This window comes from Acidovorax cavernicola, from assembly GCF_003581445.1.
This window is the reverse complement of record NZ_QXMN01000018.1, coordinates 102924-118286: the sequence shown is the minus strand read 5'-3', so window position 1 is coordinate 118286 and position 15363 is coordinate 102924. Positions and strand designations below refer to the sequence as shown.

The window sequence follows — 15363 nt, the reverse complement described above, 5'->3', positions numbered from 1 at the left end:
GGGCGGGGATAATCCGCCCCCATGTCTGCCGTGTTCAACCAGCCCTCCCTGGCGCGTCGCATTGCGCCCATCTTCCAGGGCTTCGACGGCTTCCTGGCCTTCGCCGTGATGCTGCTCGCCTTCGCCGGGCTGCTCACCATGTACTCCTCCGGCTACGACCACGGCTCGCGCTTCATCGATCATGGCCGCAACATGCTGCTGGCCGGCGGCATCATGTTCGTGGTGGCGCAGGTGCCGCCGCAGCGGCTCATGTCGTTCGCCGTGCCGCTCTATGCGGCGGGGGTGGCGCTTCTGATCGCGGTCGCGCTGTTCGGCATCACGAAGAAGGGCGCCCAGCGCTGGATCAACGTCGGCGTGGTGATTCAGCCCAGCGAAATCCTCAAGATCGCGATGCCGCTGATGCTGGCCTGGTGGTTCCAGCGCCGCGAAGGCCAGTTGCGGCCGCTCGACTTCGTGGTGGCGACGGTGCTGCTCGCGGTGCCGGTCGGGCTCATCATGAAGCAGCCCGACCTGGGCACCTCGCTGCTGGTGCTGGCGGCCGGTCTGGCGGTGATCTTCTTTGCCGGGCTGCCGTGGAAGCTGATCGTGCCGCCGGTGGTGATCGGCGCGGTGGCCATCACGCTCATCGTGGGCTTCGAGTCGCAGCTGTGCGTCGACGGCGTCGACTGGCGCGTGCTGCACGACTACCAGAAGCAGCGCGTGTGCACGCTGCTCGACCCCAGCAAGGACCCGCTGGGCAAGGGCTTCCACATCATCCAGGGGATGATCGCCATCGGTTCGGGTGGCATCGGCGGCAAGGGCTTCATGCAGGGCACGCAGACGCACCTTGAATTCATCCCCGAGCGCACCACCGACTTCATCTTCGCCGCGTACTCCGAGGAATTCGGCCTGATCGGCAACCTCGCGTTGATCGCGGCCTTCATCCTGCTGATCTTCCGCGGGCTGACCATTGCGCTGAACGCACCCACGCTGTTCTCGCGCCTCCTGGCCGGGGCGGTGACGATGATCTTCTTCACCTACGCCTTCGTGAACATGGGCATGGTCAGCGGCATCCTGCCGGTGGTGGGCGTGCCGCTGCCCTTCATCAGCTACGGCGGCACCGCCATGGTCACGCTGGGGTTGGGGCTGGGCATTCTGATGTCGATCGCCCGGGCCCGGAAGCTCGCCCAAAGCTAGAGCCCCCGGGGGCGGCACGGAAGGGGGCGGCTGCCTAGAATGGCAGTCATGATCTCTCGTGAACCCACCATCGAGCGCTTGGCTACAGCGCAACAGCTTCTGCTCACGCCGTTCGGCCTGGACGAATCGCACCTGAGCAAGGCACTGGCCGAGATCACCGCGCACCGCGTGGACGATGCCGACCTGTACTTCCAGTACACCCGCGCCGAAGGCTGGAGCCTGGAAGAAGGCATCGTCAAGACCGGCAGCTTCAGCATTGACCAGGGCGTCGGCGTGCGCGCCGTGAGCGGCGAGAAAACCGCTTTTGCCTACTCGGACGACATCTCCGAAGCTTCGTTGCTCGACGCGGCGCGCACGGTCCGCTCCATTTCCTCCGCCGGCCGCACTGCGCGCGTCAAGACCGTGCCGCGCAAGATCGCGTCTAGCCGCTCGCTCTACGGCGGCATCGACCCCATTGCCACGCTCGACAGCACGGCCAAGGTGAAGCTGCTCGAAAAGGTCGAGAAGCTCGCCCGCTCACGCGATCCGCGCGTGGCGCAGGTCATGGCCGGCCTGGCCAGCGAATACGACGTGGTGATGGTGGCGCGCGCCGACGGCACGTTGGCCGCCGACGTGCGGCCGCTGGTGCGCCTGTCGGTCACCGTGATCGCCGAGCAGAACGGACGCCGCGAGGTCGGATCGGGCGGCGGTGGCGGGCGCTTCGGCCTGGCCTACTTCACCGACGAGCAGATCGCCGAATACGTCGACCACGCCGTGAAGGCCGCGCTGACCAACCTCGACGCCCGCCCGGCCCCGGCCGGCGAGATGACGGTGGTGCTCGGCTCGGGCTGGCCCGGCATCCTGCTGCACGAAGCCATCGGCCACGGCCTGGAGGGCGACTTCAACCGCAAGGGCTCGAGCGCGTTCTCGGGCCGCATCGGCCAGCGTGTCGCGGCCAAGGGCGTTACGGTGCTCGACGACGGCACCATCGCCGACCGCCGCGGCTCGCTCAACGTGGACGATGAAGGCCACGCCAGCCAGCGCAACGTGCTGATCGAGGACGGCATCCTCAAGGGCTACATCCAGGACGCGATGAACGCGCGCCTCATGAAGGTCAAGCCCACGGGCAACGGCCGCCGCGAGAGCTACGCCCACGTGCCGATGCCGCGCATGACCAACACCTACATGCTGGGCGGCGACAAGGACCCGCAGGAAATCGTGGCCAGCATCAAGAAGGGCCTGTATGCCACCAACTTCGGCGGCGGGCAGGTCGACATCACCAGCGGCAAGTTCGTGTTCTCGGCCAGCGAGGCCTTCTGGGTCGAGAACGGAAAGATCCAGTACCCGGTGAAGGGCGCGACCATCGTGGGCAACGGCCCCGACGCACTCACCCGCGTGACCATGATCGGCAACGACATGGCGCTCGATTCGGGCGTGGGAACCTGCGGCAAGGAAGGCCAGAGCGTGCCCGTGGGGGTCGGCCAGCCCACCTTGCGCATCGACGGCCTGACTGTAGGTGGAACGGCTTAGGACTTTCGACACTTGTCGACTGTTTCCTTTGGTTGCTAAGCTGCGCTCCTTTTTTGCGAACGACAAGTTCAAGGAGCATTCCGATGGGGAACAGGATCAACTCGCCCGCCGTGCTGTGGGCCGTGACCGCCGTGGTCGCGCTGGCCACAGCCGGTTGCGCATCGCGCGGCGGTTCGGGCAGCCAGCCCGCCGCCGCACCGGCACCCGCTCCGGCCGCTGCCGCGCCCGCGGCGCCCAGCGGTTCGAAGGCCGGCATGGACGCGCGCGGCAACGTGGTCGATTCTTCCAAGGTCGAGGCCGGCAGCGGCCGTACCGTCAAGGGCCTGAACGGCTTTGAGGGCGAGATCACCGGCAACCCGGCGCGCAACAGCAAGTTCGCGCGCCTGCAGATCGGCATGAGCACCAAGCAGGTCACCGACCTCGCCGGCCAGCCCACCGACCAGGGCGCCTACATTACAGGCAAGGCTTGGATTCCCTTCTACTTCGGCAGTGATCGCCACCGCTTCGAGATGACCTACAAGGGCCAGGGCCGCCTGATCTTCGCGGGTGGCGGCATGGGCGATTTCAGCAGCGGCAACCTGATCTGGATCATTCACAACGCGAACGAATCCGGCTACAGGTAAAAACAACACCGACCCGGCCACCTGGCCGGGTTTTTGTTTTCCGTGCTACATTCCGCCCACATGTCCGCCCTCCGCGCTTACTTTTTTGCCTACTTTTGGTTCCCGGTTTCCGGCGGACGAGAGGCGAGCGCGTAAAGCAAACGAACACCCTCCCAAAACCGCCGGTGGCTTCCAGCCCCCGGCGGTTTTTTTATGCCCTGACGATTTTTCATTCACACCAACAAGGAAAGAAAACCATGAGCACGAACACCCCTCCCACCGGCGACAGCTGGTATGCGAGCGTCGAAAAAACCAGCAAGACCGACGACGAACGCATCAAGGACATCAACGTGCTCCCCCCTCCCGAACATCTGATCCGCTTCTTCCCGATCCGCGGCACGCCGATCGAAACGCTGATCACCGGCACCCGCCGGGGCATCCACAACATCATGGCCGGCAAGGACGACCGGTTGCTGGTGATCATGGGCCCGTGTTCGATCCACGACCCGGCCGCCGCCCTCGACTACGCCCGCCGCCTGAAGGCCGAGCGCGACAAGTACGCCGGCACGCTGGAGATCGTGATGCGCGTGTACTTCGAGAAGCCGCGCACCACGGTCGGCTGGAAGGGGCTCATCAACGACCCGTACCTGGACGAGAGCTACCGCATCGACGAAGGCCTGCGCATCGCGCGCCAGCTGCTGATCGACATCAACCGCCTGGGCCTGCCGGCGGGCAGCGAGTTCCTCGACGTGATCTCGCCGCAGTACATCGGCGACCTGATCGCCTGGGGCGCCATCGGTGCGCGCACCACCGAGAGCCAGGTGCACCGCGAACTGGCCTCGGGCCTGTCGGCCCCCATCGGCTTCAAGAACGGCACCGACGGCAACATCCGCATCGCCACCGACGCGATCCAGGCAGCGGCGCGTGGTCACCACTTCCTGTCGGTGCACAAGAACGGCCAGGTCGCGATCGTGCAGACCAACGGCAACCGCGACTGCCACGTGATCCTGCGCGGCGGCAAGACGCCGAACTACGACGCTGCCAGCGTCGAAGCCGCCTGCAAGGACCTCGAAGCCGCCAAGCTGCCGCCCACGCTCATGGTCGACTGCAGCCATGCCAACAGCTCCAAGCAGCACCAGAAGCAGATCGACGTGGCCAAGGACATCGCCGGCCAGATCGCCGGCGGCTCCAAGCGCGTGTTCGGCGTGATGATCGAAAGCCACCTGCAGGCAGGCGCACAGAAGTTCACGCCGGGCAAGGATCAGCTGTCGGGCCTCGAGTACGGCAAGAGCATCACCGACGCCTGCATCGGCTGGGACGATTCGGTGCAGGTGCTCGAGACGCTGTCTCAGGCCGTCAAGCAGCGCCGGGGCTGACGGCGTAGTTAGTTAGAGCATGCTGGCCAGGTCGGGCCAGTGGTGCTGCATCGATGCCGCTTCGTCGCTGCCGGGCGGCACCAGCGAGAAATCCGCGAAGTCGAAGCCCGGCCCGACCATGCAGGCGACCAGCGTATAGTCGCCGGCCGCGTGGCCCTGAATCGGGCGCGCGGCCTGCCATTGGCCGGCGGGCACCACGTGCTGCGGCCGCGTACCGTGAATGTCGACCGGGCCCAGCTTCACGTGGGCCGGCGCGGTCCGCATCGCGGCGTCGCAGGTCCACAGCGCCAGCGGCACGCCTTCCAGATGCACCCAGACTTCGTCCGACAGCACGCGGTGCCAGCGCGAATGCTGGTGGGCTTCGAGCAGGAAGTAGATGCTGGTCAGCGCGCTGCGCGGCGTGCGGCCATCGGCGGGGGTCACGCTCGCGGCCGACCGGAACACCTCGCTGTACCAGCCGCCCTCGGGGTGGGGCTGGAGCTTCAGTGTGTCGATCAGCTCACGCGCGCGCATGGAATTCACTGTAAACCTTCGTGCTACGCACTGCGGTGCGAGCCTCCTTCGGAGCGGCCGGGCGGGGGCTCATGATGTTTGGGCGGTGCGCAGGGCGTCCAGCAGTTTCTCGTGCACGCCGCCGAAGCCGCCGTTGCTCATGCAGACGATGTGATCGCCGGGCCGTGCCGCGGCGACGACCTGCTGCACCAGCGGCTCGATGGCATCGGCCACCTGGGCGCGTGCGCCCATCGGCGCCAGCGCGGCGGCCGCGTCCCAGTCGAGGCCGGCCGTGTGGCAGAACGACAGGTCGGCCGATTCCAGGCTCCACGGCAGTTGCGCAGCCATCACACCCAGCTTCATCGTGTTGCTGCGCGGCTCGAAGGCCGCGAGGATGCGCTCACTTTGCTTGCCGGCGTCGTCAAGTTTCTTGCGCAGGCCGTCGAGCGTGGTGCGGATCGCGGTGGGGTGGTGCGCGAAGTCGTCGTACACGGTGATGGCGCCACCGTTGCCTTCGACCGTGCCGCGCAGTTCCATGCGACGGCGCACGTTGCGAAAGCGCCCGAGCGCCCGGGCGGCATCGGCCGGCGGCACACCCACGTGGTCGGCCGCCGCGATGGCGGCCAGTGCGTTCATCTGGTTGTGCAGGCCCGAGAGTTCCCATTCGACCCGGCCGACCACCTCGCCGCGGTGCAGCACGTCGAAGGCATCGTGCGTGCCGCGCGCCTGCCACTCCGTGGCCGGGCCGCCGTCGCCGAAGCGGGCGAGCTCGCTCCAGCAGCCCTGGGTCAGCACGCGCTGCAGGCTCTCCTCGGTGGCGTTCACCACCAGGCGCCCGGTGCCAGGCACGGTGCGCACGAGGTGATGGAACTGGCGTTCGATGGCGGCCAGATCGTCGAAGATGTCGGCGTGATCGAACTCCAGGTTGTTCAGCACGGCCGTGCGCGGCCGGTAGTGGACGAACTTGCTGCGCTTGTCGAAGAAGGCGGTGTCGTATTCGTCGGCCTCGATCACGAAGGCCGGACCGTCGCCGAGGCGGGCCGACACGCCGAAGTCCAGCGGCACGCCGCCGACCAGGAAGCCGGGCGCCTTGCCGCCCTGTTCGAGCACCCAGGCCAGCATCGAGGTGGTGGTCGTCTTGCCGTGCGTGCCGGCCACGGCCAGCACATGCCGGCCCTGCAGCACGTGTTCGGCCAGCCACTGCGGGCCGCTGGTGTAGGGTTTGCCGGCGTCGAGGATGGCTTCCATCAGCGGAAACTTGGGGCTGCCGTCGGGCAGGCGGGCCCGCGACACCACGTTGCCGACCACGAACATGTCGGGAGAAAGTGCCAGCTGGTCGGCGCCGAAGCCTTCGATCAGGTCGATGCCGAGCGCGCGCAGCTGGTCGCTCATCGGGGGGTACACGCCGGCGTCGCAGCCCGTGACCCGGTGGCCTGCTTCGCGCGCCAGGGCGGCCACGCCGCCCATGAACGTTCCGCAGATACCCAGAATATGAATGTGCATCGGGCGATTCTAGGGAGCCGCCACAGGGGGGCGCGGGCGCTTCGCCCCGGGCGCCGTACTGATGTTCATGTGAGGGGCGTCCGCAGCGGGCAGAATGCGCCGATGGACACGTCCAAGCGTGAAATCGCCGCCGTTGCCGCCCGACTCGTCGTCGAGGAGGGGCTCGAGTACGGCCCGGCCAAGCGCCGGGCATTGCGCGAACTCGGCCTCCCGACGCGCACCGCGTTGCCCAACAACGACGAGGTCGAGGCCGAGGTGCGCGACTACATCGCGCTCTTCTGCGCCGACACCCAGCCGCAGGAACTGCATGCGCTGCGCCTGCTGGCGCTCGAGTGGATGGAGCGCATGACGGTGTTCCGGCCGCATGTGGGCGGCGCCGTCTGGCATGGCACGGCCACGCGCTTGTCAGACATTTATATTCAATTGTTCTGCGATGATTCCAAGTCGGCCGAAATCGCCTTGATCGATCACCATGTGGACTACGAGCCGCGCATGGTGACCGGCTTCCACGGCGAGCAGGTCGAAGCCCTCAGCGTCCACGCGCCGAGCCGGGCGCTGGGCGAGGAAATCGGGGTGCACCTGCTGGTGTATGACCTCGACGACCTGCGCGGTGCCCTCAAGCCCGACGCCCAGGGGCGTGCGCCGCGCGGCGACCTGAATGCGCTGCGCCGACGCATTGAACAAGAAAAGGACCAGTGAATGACTTCAACGCCCACACGACGCGGCATGCTGTATGCCGGCGTGGCGGCAGTCGCTGCCGCGGCCGGCATGGCCGGCGCCTGGTGGCGGGAGCGCAATGACAGCGGCGTCGCGGCTTCAGGCGGCGAGAAGCTCGATGCGGCCATGTTCTGGGACCAGCGCTTCGAGCGCCCGGAGGGCGGCGAGCTGGCCCTGACGAGCCTGCGCGGCAAGCCCGTGCTGCTCAACTTCTGGGCCACCTGGTGCCCACCCTGCGTCGAGGAAATGCCGATGATCGACGCCTTTTTCCGCGAACATGGTGCCAACGGCTGGCAAGTGGTCGGTTTGGCCATCGATCAGCCCAGCGCCGTACGCAAGTTCCTGCAGCGCACGCCGGTCACCTACCCGACCGCGCTGGCTGGACTGCAGGGCATGGAATTGGTGAAGAATCTGGGCAATACGGCGGGTGGCTTGCCGTTCACCTTGGTGCTCCATGCCGACGGTTCGGTGCTGGCTCGTAAAATGGGCAAGCTTGAAACGACCGACCTGGACGCGTGGCGACGCCAACTTGTTCACGGTTAGAATTTAAATACACAAGCTGGCGTTAGACGCCAAACGCCGAAAATCGACGGTTTTCGGTCAAGTTCTTTCCTAAAGACCGGCAAAGCTGGCACTGGAGTTCCATGGATCTGCGCAAACTCAAGACACTGATCGATCTGGTGTCCGAATCGAATATTTCCGAACTGGAAATCACCGAAACCGAAGGCAAGGTCCGCATCGTCAAGGGTGGCGGTGCCGCGCCCGTGCAGTATGTGCAGACCCTGGCCGCCGCGCCCGCCATGGCGGCTCCCGTTGCCGCGGGTGCCGTGACTGCCGCCCCGGCCGCTGGCGCACCTGTCGCCGAAGCGGCGCCGAGCGGCCACGCCGTGAAGTCGCCGATGGTCGGCACCTTCTACCGTTCGTCCAGCCCGGGCGCCGCGGCTTTCGTCGAAGTCGGCAGCAAGGTGAACGAGGGCGACACGCTCTGCATCATCGAGGCGATGAAGATCCTCAACGAAATCGAGGCCGACAAGGCCGGTACCGTCACGCAGATCCTCGGCGAAAACGGCCAGGCGGTCGAATACGGCCAGCCGCTGTTCATCATCGAGTAAGCATGTTCAAGAAGATTCTGGTTGCAAACCGGGGGGAGATCGCCCTTCGGATCCAGCGCGCTTGCAGCGAGATGGGCATCAAGGCCGTGATGGTCTATTCCGAAGCCGATCGCGAAGCCAAGTACGTCAAACTGGCGCAGGAAGCCGTGTGCATCGGCCCGGCACCGTCGGGGCAGAGTTACCTCAACATGCCGGCCATCATCTCGGCCGCCGAGGTGACCGACGCCGAAGCCATCCACCCCGGCTATGGTTTCCTGAGCGAGAACGCCAATTTCGCCGAACGTGTGGAGCAAAGCGGCTTCCAGTTCATCGGCCCGACGCCCGACAACATCCGCACGATGGGTGACAAGGTCTCGGCCAAGCAGGCCATGATCAAGGCCGGCGTGCCTTGCGTGCCCGGCTCGGAAGGCGAACTGTCCGACGACGCCGCCACCAACAAGCGCATCGCCCGTGCGATCGGCTACCCGGTCATCATCAAGGCGGCAGGCGGCGGCGGTGGCCGCGGCATGCGCGTGGTGCACACCGAGGCGGCGCTGGTCAACGCGATCCAGATGACCAAGGCGGAAGCCGCCGCGGCCTTCAACAATCCGGCCGTGTACATGGAGAAGTTTCTCCAGAACCCGCGCCACATTGAAATCCAGGTGTTGGCCGACAAGCACAAGAACGCGGTCTACCTCGGCGAACGCGACTGCTCCATGCAGCGCCGCCACCAGAAGGTGATCGAGGAATCGCCGGCCCCCGGCATTCCGCGCAAGCTGATCGAGAAGATCGGCGAGCGCTGTGCAGCCGCCTGCAAGAAGATCGGCTACCGCGGTGCCGGCACCTTCGAGTTCCTGTACGAGAACGGCGAGTTCTACTTCATCGAGATGAACACGCGCGTGCAGGTGGAGCATCCGGTCACGGAGTTCACCACCGGCATCGACATCGTGAAGACGCAGATCATGGTCGCCGCCGGCGAGAAGCTGCCGTTCACGCAGCGCCAGATCGAGATGCGCGGCCATGCCATCGAGGTGCGCATCAACGCCGAAGACCCGTGGAAGTTCACGCCGTCGCCGGGCCGCATCACCATGTGGCACCCGCCGGGCGGTCCTGGCGTTCGCGTCGACTCGCACGTGTACACCAACTACTTCGTGCCCCCGAACTACGACTCGATGATCGGCAAGATCATCGTGTACGGCGACACCCGCGAACAGGCCATGGCGCGCATGCGCACGGCCCTGAACGAGACGGTGGTCGAAGGCATCCAGACCAACATGCCGCTGCACCGCGAGCTGATGGTCGACGCCAAGTTCATGACCGGCGGCACGAACATCCATTACCTCGAAGAGTGGCTGGCAGCGCACAAGCGTTGAGCACTCCAGGCTTCGCGAGCTTCGCGTTGCAACACCAGCCCTTCGCAGGGGCAGCACCAGAGGCCCGGCAAGATCGGGCTCTCGGTGTTTCTTGACCAAAAGGGGCTCTTGTATGTTTGAACTCCGCCTCATGGCGCCGGAAGACCGGGTCGAATTGCTCGGCGATGCGCTCGACGCACTCGATGCGCTGAGCGTGTCGGTGGAAGATGCCGACGCGCAGACCGATGCCGAGCAGGCTTTGTTCGGCGAGCCCGGCATGCCGCCGCCCAAGGAGGGCTGGCAGCGTTCGCGCGTGATCGCGCTGTTCCCCGACGAGGCGGCTGCCAACGAGGCAGCCTCGGTGCTCGCGCTGCAGGACTTCTTCGAAGGCTGCTCGGTGCTCGGCGTGGCGCCGGTGCCCGACCAGGACTGGGTGCGGCTCACGCAATCGCAGTTTGCACCAGTCGAGATCACGCCCGAGTTCTGGATCGTGCCCACCTGGCACGAACCGCCCGCGCAGGCGAAGCAGGTGATCCGGCTCGATCCGGGTCTGGCCTTCGGTACCGGCACGCACCCGACCACGCGCATGTGCCTGCGCTGGATCGCGACGCGGGGCGAGGGCGCTTTTGCCGATCAGCGCGTGCTCGACTACGGTTGCGGCTCCGGCATCCTGGCCATCGGCGCGGCCAAGTTTGGCGCCCGCGACATCGATGCCGTCGACATCGACGACGCCGCGGTCTCCTCGACCCGGCTCAATGCCGAAGCCAACGGCGTGCAACTGAAGGCTGGCCTGCCCGAAGCGGCCAAGGGCCAGTACCAGACGGTGCTTGCCAACATTCTTGCGACGCCGCTCAAGGTGCTGGCGCCGCTGCTGCGCAGCCATGTGGCCGCCGGCGGCTCGCTGGTGCTGGCCGGCATCCTCGAGCGCCAGGCCGACGAATTGAAGGCGGCCTATGCGCCGTACGCCGCGCTCGAAGTCAGCGACACCGAGGACGGCTGGATCCTCATGACCGCGCGCTGCTGAAGCACGCGACCGTGCTTCCGCGCCGCGGACGCCTGCCTGCGCGGCGAGGGCCCAACCCTACAATCGCCCCGTCATGAGCCTCGTCACGCGTTGCCCCGCCTGCACCACCACCTTCAAGGTGGTGCGCGACCAGCTTCGCATCTCGGACGGTTGGGTGCGCTGCGGCCGCTGCAGCCATGTGTTCGATGCAACGCTCGACCTGCAGGACACACCCGACGGAACCGTGCCGGCGCCTGCTGCGCCGGCATCCTCATCCGCCTCGCCGATGTCTTCGATGGCCGCGCTGGTGGCGTCTTTCAATGACGTGCGCCTCGAGCCTGCAGTCGTGCCGCCGCCGGCAGCCTCGTCACCGGCCGTCGAGGAAGCAGACTTTCTCGATGACGAGCCGGAGTCGCAGCCGACGCCGCTTTCAGCGCCGGAGTCCGCCGAAGCACAGCCTTCATCTGATGTTGCTCCCGCCCCTTCAGCCGCACCGCAGCCTTTCGCACTGACGCTGCCCGCGCACGGCCTTGCCGCAGACGAACCCTGGTCCGACCTCGACGCCACCGAGCCCGCATGGCGTCCGCCGGCGAGTTCGCTGCCGCCGTTTCCGAACATCGACCTGAACCTCGGCGCACCGCCGCCCGTATCACCGTCGCCTCCGCCGCCGTTGCCCAACCTGCCGCGCAGCACAGCGCTGCGCGGACTGGTCGCATCGACCGACGAAGATGACGGTGCAGCCGCGGAGCGCGAGCAGGAAGAAAAAGATCACGACCAGCTCCAGATACAGAAGGCGCTGCGCCGTGCGCGCGCCAAGTCGGCCAAGATCGCGAACGCCAAGGCGCGCGATGCGCAACAACACCACGAGGCCGCCGTGCCGGTGCCAGGCCCTGGTATCCGCGCCGAAGGCGAGCCTGACTTCTCGCTTTCCGCGACCTTCGAGGCACCCGACGATCACCGTTTCGCCGAAGAAGACGAGCCGGCGGAAAAACCTCCCGCCTTCTGGCAGCGCAAGGGCGTGCGTCGCCTGCTGGTGCTGCTGGCGGTGCTCGCGGCATTGATCCTCGTCGTGCAGGTCGTTCGCCATGAGCGCGACGGCATCGTGGCGCGCCAGCCGAACCTGCGGCCGGCCCTGACGGCGCTGTGCCAGTACACCGGTTGCGAACTCGCGGCGCTGCGCCAGATCGGCGACATCGTGATCGAAGGCGCGGCCTTCGCGCGCGAGAAGAGCGGCGGCAACGACTACCGCTTGAGCTTCACCTTGCGCAATGCGGCGACCGTGCCGCTCGCCATGCCGGCCATCGAACTGTCGTTGCTCGACACGCAGGAGCGGGCCGTCGTGCGGCGCGTGCTGACGCCGGCGGACTACGGCGCATCGGGCGTGCTGGCGGCGCGTGCCGATCGCGCGGCCTCGTTGCCCCTGACCCTGTCGGCCACCGAGGCGGCGGCGCTGCCGCCGATCGCGGGCTACCGCGTCGAAGCTTTCTATCCCTGAGCGAAGTGCCGACACGCGCGCCGTTCTTTCTCTTGTTCATCCAACCTACGGTTCACCCATGGCAGCAGTGATTTGCGGTTCCCTCGCGTTCGACACCATCATGACTTTCGAGGGCCGGTTCGCCGACCAGATCCTGCCGGACCAGCTGCACATCCTGAATGTGTCGTTCCTGGTGCCGGGCCTGCGCCGTGACTTCGGCGGCTGCGCCGGCAACATCGCCTACAGCCTCAACGCGCTCGGCGGCACGGCACTGCCGATGGCCACGCTGGGCAGCGACGGTGCCGACTACGCCGAGCGCATGCGCACGCTGGGCATCAGCACGGAGTTCGTTCGTCAGCTCGACGACACCTTCACCGCGCAGGCGATGATCATGAACGACACGGACAACAACCAGATCACGGCGTTCCACCCCGGCGCGATGCAGCAGGCGCACATCACGAAGGTGGTGGCACGCGAGGACATCAAGCTCGGCATCATCGCGCCCGACGGCCGCGAGGCGATGCTGCAGCATGCGGAGCAGTTCGCCGCCGCCGGCATTCCCTTCGTGTTCGATCCGGGTCAGGGCCTGCCGATGTTCGACGGCGACGCGCTGCGTCACTTCATCGATCTCGCGAGCTGGGTCGTCGTCAACGACTACGAGGGCAAGATGCTGTCGCAGCGCACCGGCTGGAGCCTGGCCGAGATCTCGAAGCGCGTGCGCGGCCTCGTGGTCACGCTGGCCGCCGAAGGCTGCGAGGTGTGGACCGACGGCGAGCGCGAGCACGTGCCCGGTGTGACGCCGACGGCGGTGATCGAACCCACGGGCTGCGGCGATGCGTGGCGCGGCGGCCTGCTGTACGGCCTGGAAAAGGAATGGCCGCTGGCGCGCTGCGCGGCGCTCGGCAACCGCATCGGCGCGCTCAAGATCGCGCAGCGCGGGCCCCAGAACTACCAGGTCGATCGCGCGACGCTCGAGCTGTAAATCACAGGCCTGCCCGCATCGCTTCGGCGACGGCGGGCGCCCATGAAAAAAGCCCGGCACCTTGCGGTGCCGGGCTTCGTGCCTTTCAGGGCTGCTGAGAATTCACTCAGGGCTTGCTGGCCGTCGGAAACGGCCATGCTGCCTGGGGATTCAGCGTCGTTTGCGCCGCAGGGGCAGGCGCTACGGCAGCCTTGGCGGGCGCGGCAGCCTTCTTGGGGGCAGGCTTCTTGGCAGCAGCGGCAGGCTTGGCAGCGGGCTTTTTCGCGGCTTTCTTGGCCGCGGCCTTTTTGGCAGGGGCCTTCTTGGCAGCAGCCTTCTTCGCAGGCGCCTTCTTGGCGGCAGCCTTCTTGGCAGGCGCCTTCTTCGCTACGGCCTTCTTGGCAGGCGCCTTCTTGGCGGCGGCCTTCTTTGCCGGTGCCTTCTTGGCAGCGGCCTTCTTCGCCGGTGCAGCCTTCTTCGCTACGACCTTCTTGGCCGCAACCTTCTTGGCGGCGACCTTCTTTGCCGGAGCCTTCTTCGCTACGACCTTCTTGGCGGCGGCCTTCTTTGCCGGAGCCTTCTTGGCAGCGACCTTCTTTGCCGGAGCCTTCTTCGCGGCGACAGCCTTCTTAGCCGGAGCCTTCTTTGCAGCGGCCTTCTTGGCCGGCGCTTTCTTTGCAGTTGCCATTTCTATTTCTCCTTGATCAAGTTGAAAAAATCAACCTATTGAAGCACTCCACGCGCGTTGGGAGCGTGAAGCGATTCATGGCGTTGGAATCTGAGCCCCAGCACCATGAACACCTGAGCCCTCGTCCATGCCGCGCTCTGTGGCGCAGTCGGTGGCAAGGGCAATTCTTGAATTCATGAATTGTTGTGTATCGAAAAATTCAATCCCAGGAGAGCGCACCACCCGACTGGTACTCGATCACGCGGGTTTCGAAAAAGTTGCGCTCTTTCTTCAGGTCAATCATTTCGCTCATCCAGGGGAACGGGTTTTCCTCGTTCGGGAAGAGCGTTTCGAGGCCGATCTGCTGCGCGCGCCGATTGGCGATGTAGCGCAGGTAGCCCTTGAACATGGAGGCGTTCATGCCGAGCACGCCGCGCGGCATGGTGTCTTCGGCGTATTTGTATTCGAGCTCGACGGCGTGCAGGAACAGCGCCTTGATCTCGGCCTTGAACTCGGCGGTCCACAGGCCGGGGTTCTCGAGCTTGAGCTGGTTGATCAGGTCGATGCCGAAATTGCAGTGCATCGACTCGTCGCGCAGGATGTACTGGTACTGCTCGGCGGCGCCGGTCATCTTGTTCTGGCGGCCCAGCGCAAGGATCTGCGTGAAGCCGACGTAGAAGAAGAGGCCTTCCATCAGGCAGGCGAAGACGATGAGCGACTTGAGCAGCGTCTGGTCGGTCTCGTGTGTGCCGGTCTTGAAGTTCGGGTCGCTGATGGCGTCGATGAACGGGATCAGGAACTGGTCCTTCTCGCGGATCGACGGCACTTCGTTGTAGGCGTTGAAGATCTCGCTCTCGTCCAGGCCGAGCGACTCGACGATGTACTGGTACGCGTGCGTGTGGATCGCTTCTTCAAAAGCCTGGCGCAACAGGAACTGGCGGCACTCGGGCGCCGTGATGTGGCGGTAGGTGCCCAGCACGATGTTGTTGGCGGCCAGCGAGTCGGCGGTCACGAAGAAGCCGAGGTTGCGTTTGACGATGCGGCGCTCGTCTTCGGTCAGGCCGTTCGGGTCCTTCCACAACGCGATGTCGCGCGTCATGTTCACTTCCTGCGGCATCCAGTGGTTGGCGCAGGTGGCGAGGTACTTTTCCCAGGCCCACTTGTACTTGAACGGCACCAGCTGGTTGACGTCGGTCTGGCCGTTGATGATGCGCTTGTCGGAGGCCTTCACGCGCTGGCCGGCAGCGGCGGCCACCGGTGCGGTGGCGTGGGCGGGTTGTGCAAGCGACGAAGTCGGAGCGGCGACCGCGCGACCTGCGGGAGAACCGCTGGTCGATGCGTGGTGCTGCTGCAATCCTTGTTGCATATCCTTTGGTAAGGAGGGCTTGACTTCTTCGTCCCAGGTCAACATAGAAAAATCCAATGCTCAATTATCGGAGC

General features: G+C 66.1%; 15 protein-coding genes. 11 read left to right on the top strand and 4 right to left on the bottom strand.

The features are described from left to right. The first annotated feature begins 21 nt into the window (after window positions 1-21). The 4 genes from rodA (at window position 22) to D3H34_RS16030 (ending at window position 4663) form a co-directional block, all read left to right on the top strand. Window positions 22-1176, top strand: coding sequence for a rod shape-determining protein RodA (gene rodA, locus D3H34_RS16045; RefSeq protein WP_119554647.1), 1155 nt, complete (start codon window positions 22-24; stop codon window positions 1174-1176). A gap of 48 nt (window positions 1177-1224) precedes the next feature. Continuing rightward, on the top strand, window positions 1225-2685 hold the full coding sequence (gene tldD / locus D3H34_RS16040) for a metalloprotease TldD (RefSeq protein WP_119554645.1): 1461 nt from the start codon (window positions 1225-1227) through the stop codon (window positions 2683-2685). 83 nt (window positions 2686-2768) lie between these two features. After that, entirely contained in the window at window positions 2769-3308 is a 540-nt protein-coding gene (locus D3H34_RS16035; protein ID WP_119554643.1) for a hypothetical protein, read from the top strand. A gap of 236 nt (window positions 3309-3544) precedes the next feature. Further along, window positions 3545-4663 carry a 3-deoxy-7-phosphoheptulonate synthase gene (locus D3H34_RS16030; RefSeq protein WP_119554641.1) on the top strand — a complete coding sequence of 373 codons (1119 nt, stop codon included), beginning with the start codon at window positions 3545-3547 and terminating at the stop codon, window positions 4661-4663. A gap of 12 nt (window positions 4664-4675) precedes the next feature. Here the strand turns inward: D3H34_RS16030 and D3H34_RS16025 are convergent, their stop codons facing one another. Both D3H34_RS16025 and mpl read right to left on the bottom strand, forming a co-directional pair. Beyond that, complete coding sequence (locus D3H34_RS16025) at window positions 4676-5185, bottom strand: cupin domain-containing protein (protein WP_119554639.1); 510 nt, start codon at window positions 5183-5185, stop codon at window positions 4676-4678. Window positions 5186-5245: 60 nt separating this feature from the next. After that, the gene (mpl, locus tag D3H34_RS16020) at window positions 5246-6658 is read right to left on the bottom strand and encodes a UDP-N-acetylmuramate:L-alanyl-gamma-D-glutamyl-meso-diaminopimelate ligase (protein ID WP_119554637.1); all 1413 of its coding nucleotides are present in this window, start codon (window positions 6656-6658) and stop codon (window positions 5246-5248) included. A 102-nt stretch (window positions 6659-6760) separates the two neighbouring features. On the opposite strand from mpl, the gene D3H34_RS16015 reads away from it, so the two are divergent. From D3H34_RS16015 to D3H34_RS15985, 7 genes are all read left to right on the top strand, one after another. Continuing rightward, window positions 6761-7357 carry a hypothetical protein gene (locus D3H34_RS16015; RefSeq protein ID WP_119554635.1) on the top strand — a complete coding sequence of 199 codons (597 nt, stop codon included), beginning with the start codon at window positions 6761-6763 and terminating at the stop codon, window positions 7355-7357. Further along, on the top strand, window positions 7358-7918 hold the full coding sequence (locus D3H34_RS16010) for a TlpA family protein disulfide reductase (RefSeq protein ID WP_119554633.1): 561 nt from the start codon (window positions 7358-7360) through the stop codon (window positions 7916-7918). A gap of 101 nt (window positions 7919-8019) precedes the next feature. Next, window positions 8020-8487, top strand: coding sequence for an acetyl-CoA carboxylase biotin carboxyl carrier protein (accB, locus tag D3H34_RS16005; protein WP_119554631.1), 468 nt, complete (start codon window positions 8020-8022; stop codon window positions 8485-8487). Window positions 8488-8489: 2 nt separating this feature from the next. Next, window positions 8490-9839, top strand: coding sequence for an acetyl-CoA carboxylase biotin carboxylase subunit (gene accC / locus D3H34_RS16000; protein WP_119554629.1), 1350 nt, complete (start codon window positions 8490-8492; stop codon window positions 9837-9839). A gap of 112 nt (window positions 9840-9951) precedes the next feature. Next, window positions 9952-10842, top strand: a complete 891-nt coding sequence (gene prmA, locus D3H34_RS15995) for a 50S ribosomal protein L11 methyltransferase (RefSeq protein WP_119554627.1) — start codon at window positions 9952-9954, stop codon at window positions 10840-10842. A 73-nt stretch (window positions 10843-10915) separates the two neighbouring features. After that, complete coding sequence (locus D3H34_RS15990) at window positions 10916-12316, top strand: zinc-ribbon and DUF3426 domain-containing protein (protein ID WP_119554625.1); 1401 nt, start codon at window positions 10916-10918, stop codon at window positions 12314-12316. A gap of 58 nt (window positions 12317-12374) precedes the next feature. Then, window positions 12375-13277, top strand: coding sequence for a carbohydrate kinase family protein (locus tag D3H34_RS15985; protein WP_119554623.1), 903 nt, complete (start codon window positions 12375-12377; stop codon window positions 13275-13277). A 106-nt stretch (window positions 13278-13383) separates the two neighbouring features. On the opposite strand, the gene D3H34_RS15980 is transcribed toward D3H34_RS15985, so the two are convergent. Both D3H34_RS15980 and D3H34_RS15975 read right to left on the bottom strand, forming a co-directional pair. After that, a complete protein-coding gene (locus tag D3H34_RS15980; RefSeq protein WP_119554621.1) occupies window positions 13384-13944 on the bottom strand; it encodes a histone H1-like DNA-binding protein in 561 nt (186 codons plus the stop codon). A gap of 199 nt (window positions 13945-14143) precedes the next feature. Continuing rightward, window positions 14144-15334: a ribonucleotide-diphosphate reductase subunit beta gene (locus D3H34_RS15975; protein ID WP_119554618.1), complete on the bottom strand. Its 1191-nt coding sequence runs from the start codon at window positions 15332-15334 to the stop codon at window positions 14144-14146. Window positions 15335-15363 lie beyond the last annotated feature (29 nt).

What these genes read in the sequence shown, in the direction of transcription:
- rodA (WP_119554647.1), top strand. Translation starts at nt 22, where the DNA reads ATGTCTGCCGTGTTCAACCAGCCCTCCCTGGCGCGTCGCATTGCGCCC.
- prmA (WP_119554627.1), top strand. Translation starts at nt 9,952, where the DNA reads ATGTTTGAACTCCGCCTCATGGCGCCGGAAGACCGGGTCGAATTGCTC.
- D3H34_RS16010 (WP_119554633.1), top strand. Translation starts at nt 7,358, where the DNA reads ATGACTTCAACGCCCACACGACGCGGCATGCTGTATGCCGGCGTGGCG.
- tldD (WP_119554645.1), top strand. Translation starts at nt 1,225, where the DNA reads ATGATCTCTCGTGAACCCACCATCGAGCGCTTGGCTACAGCGCAACAG.
- D3H34_RS16035 (WP_119554643.1), top strand. Translation starts at nt 2,769, where the DNA reads ATGGGGAACAGGATCAACTCGCCCGCCGTGCTGTGGGCCGTGACCGCC.
- D3H34_RS15985 (WP_119554623.1), top strand. Translation starts at nt 12,375, where the DNA reads ATGGCAGCAGTGATTTGCGGTTCCCTCGCGTTCGACACCATCATGACT.
- D3H34_RS15990 (WP_119554625.1), top strand. Translation starts at nt 10,916, where the DNA reads ATGAGCCTCGTCACGCGTTGCCCCGCCTGCACCACCACCTTCAAGGTG.
- D3H34_RS16030 (WP_119554641.1), top strand. Translation starts at nt 3,545, where the DNA reads ATGAGCACGAACACCCCTCCCACCGGCGACAGCTGGTATGCGAGCGTC.
- mpl (WP_119554637.1), bottom strand. Translation starts at nt 6,658, where the DNA reads ATGCACATTCATATTCTGGGTATCTGCGGAACGTTCATGGGCGGCGTG.
- accB (WP_119554631.1), top strand. Translation starts at nt 8,020, where the DNA reads ATGGATCTGCGCAAACTCAAGACACTGATCGATCTGGTGTCCGAATCG.
- accC (WP_119554629.1), top strand. Translation starts at nt 8,490, where the DNA reads ATGTTCAAGAAGATTCTGGTTGCAAACCGGGGGGAGATCGCCCTTCGG.
- D3H34_RS15980 (WP_119554621.1), bottom strand. Translation starts at nt 13,944, where the DNA reads ATGGCAACTGCAAAGAAAGCGCCGGCCAAGAAGGCCGCTGCAAAGAAG.
- D3H34_RS16015 (WP_119554635.1), top strand. Translation starts at nt 6,761, where the DNA reads ATGGACACGTCCAAGCGTGAAATCGCCGCCGTTGCCGCCCGACTCGTC.
- D3H34_RS15975 (WP_119554618.1), bottom strand. Translation starts at nt 15,334, where the DNA reads ATGTTGACCTGGGACGAAGAAGTCAAGCCCTCCTTACCAAAGGATATG.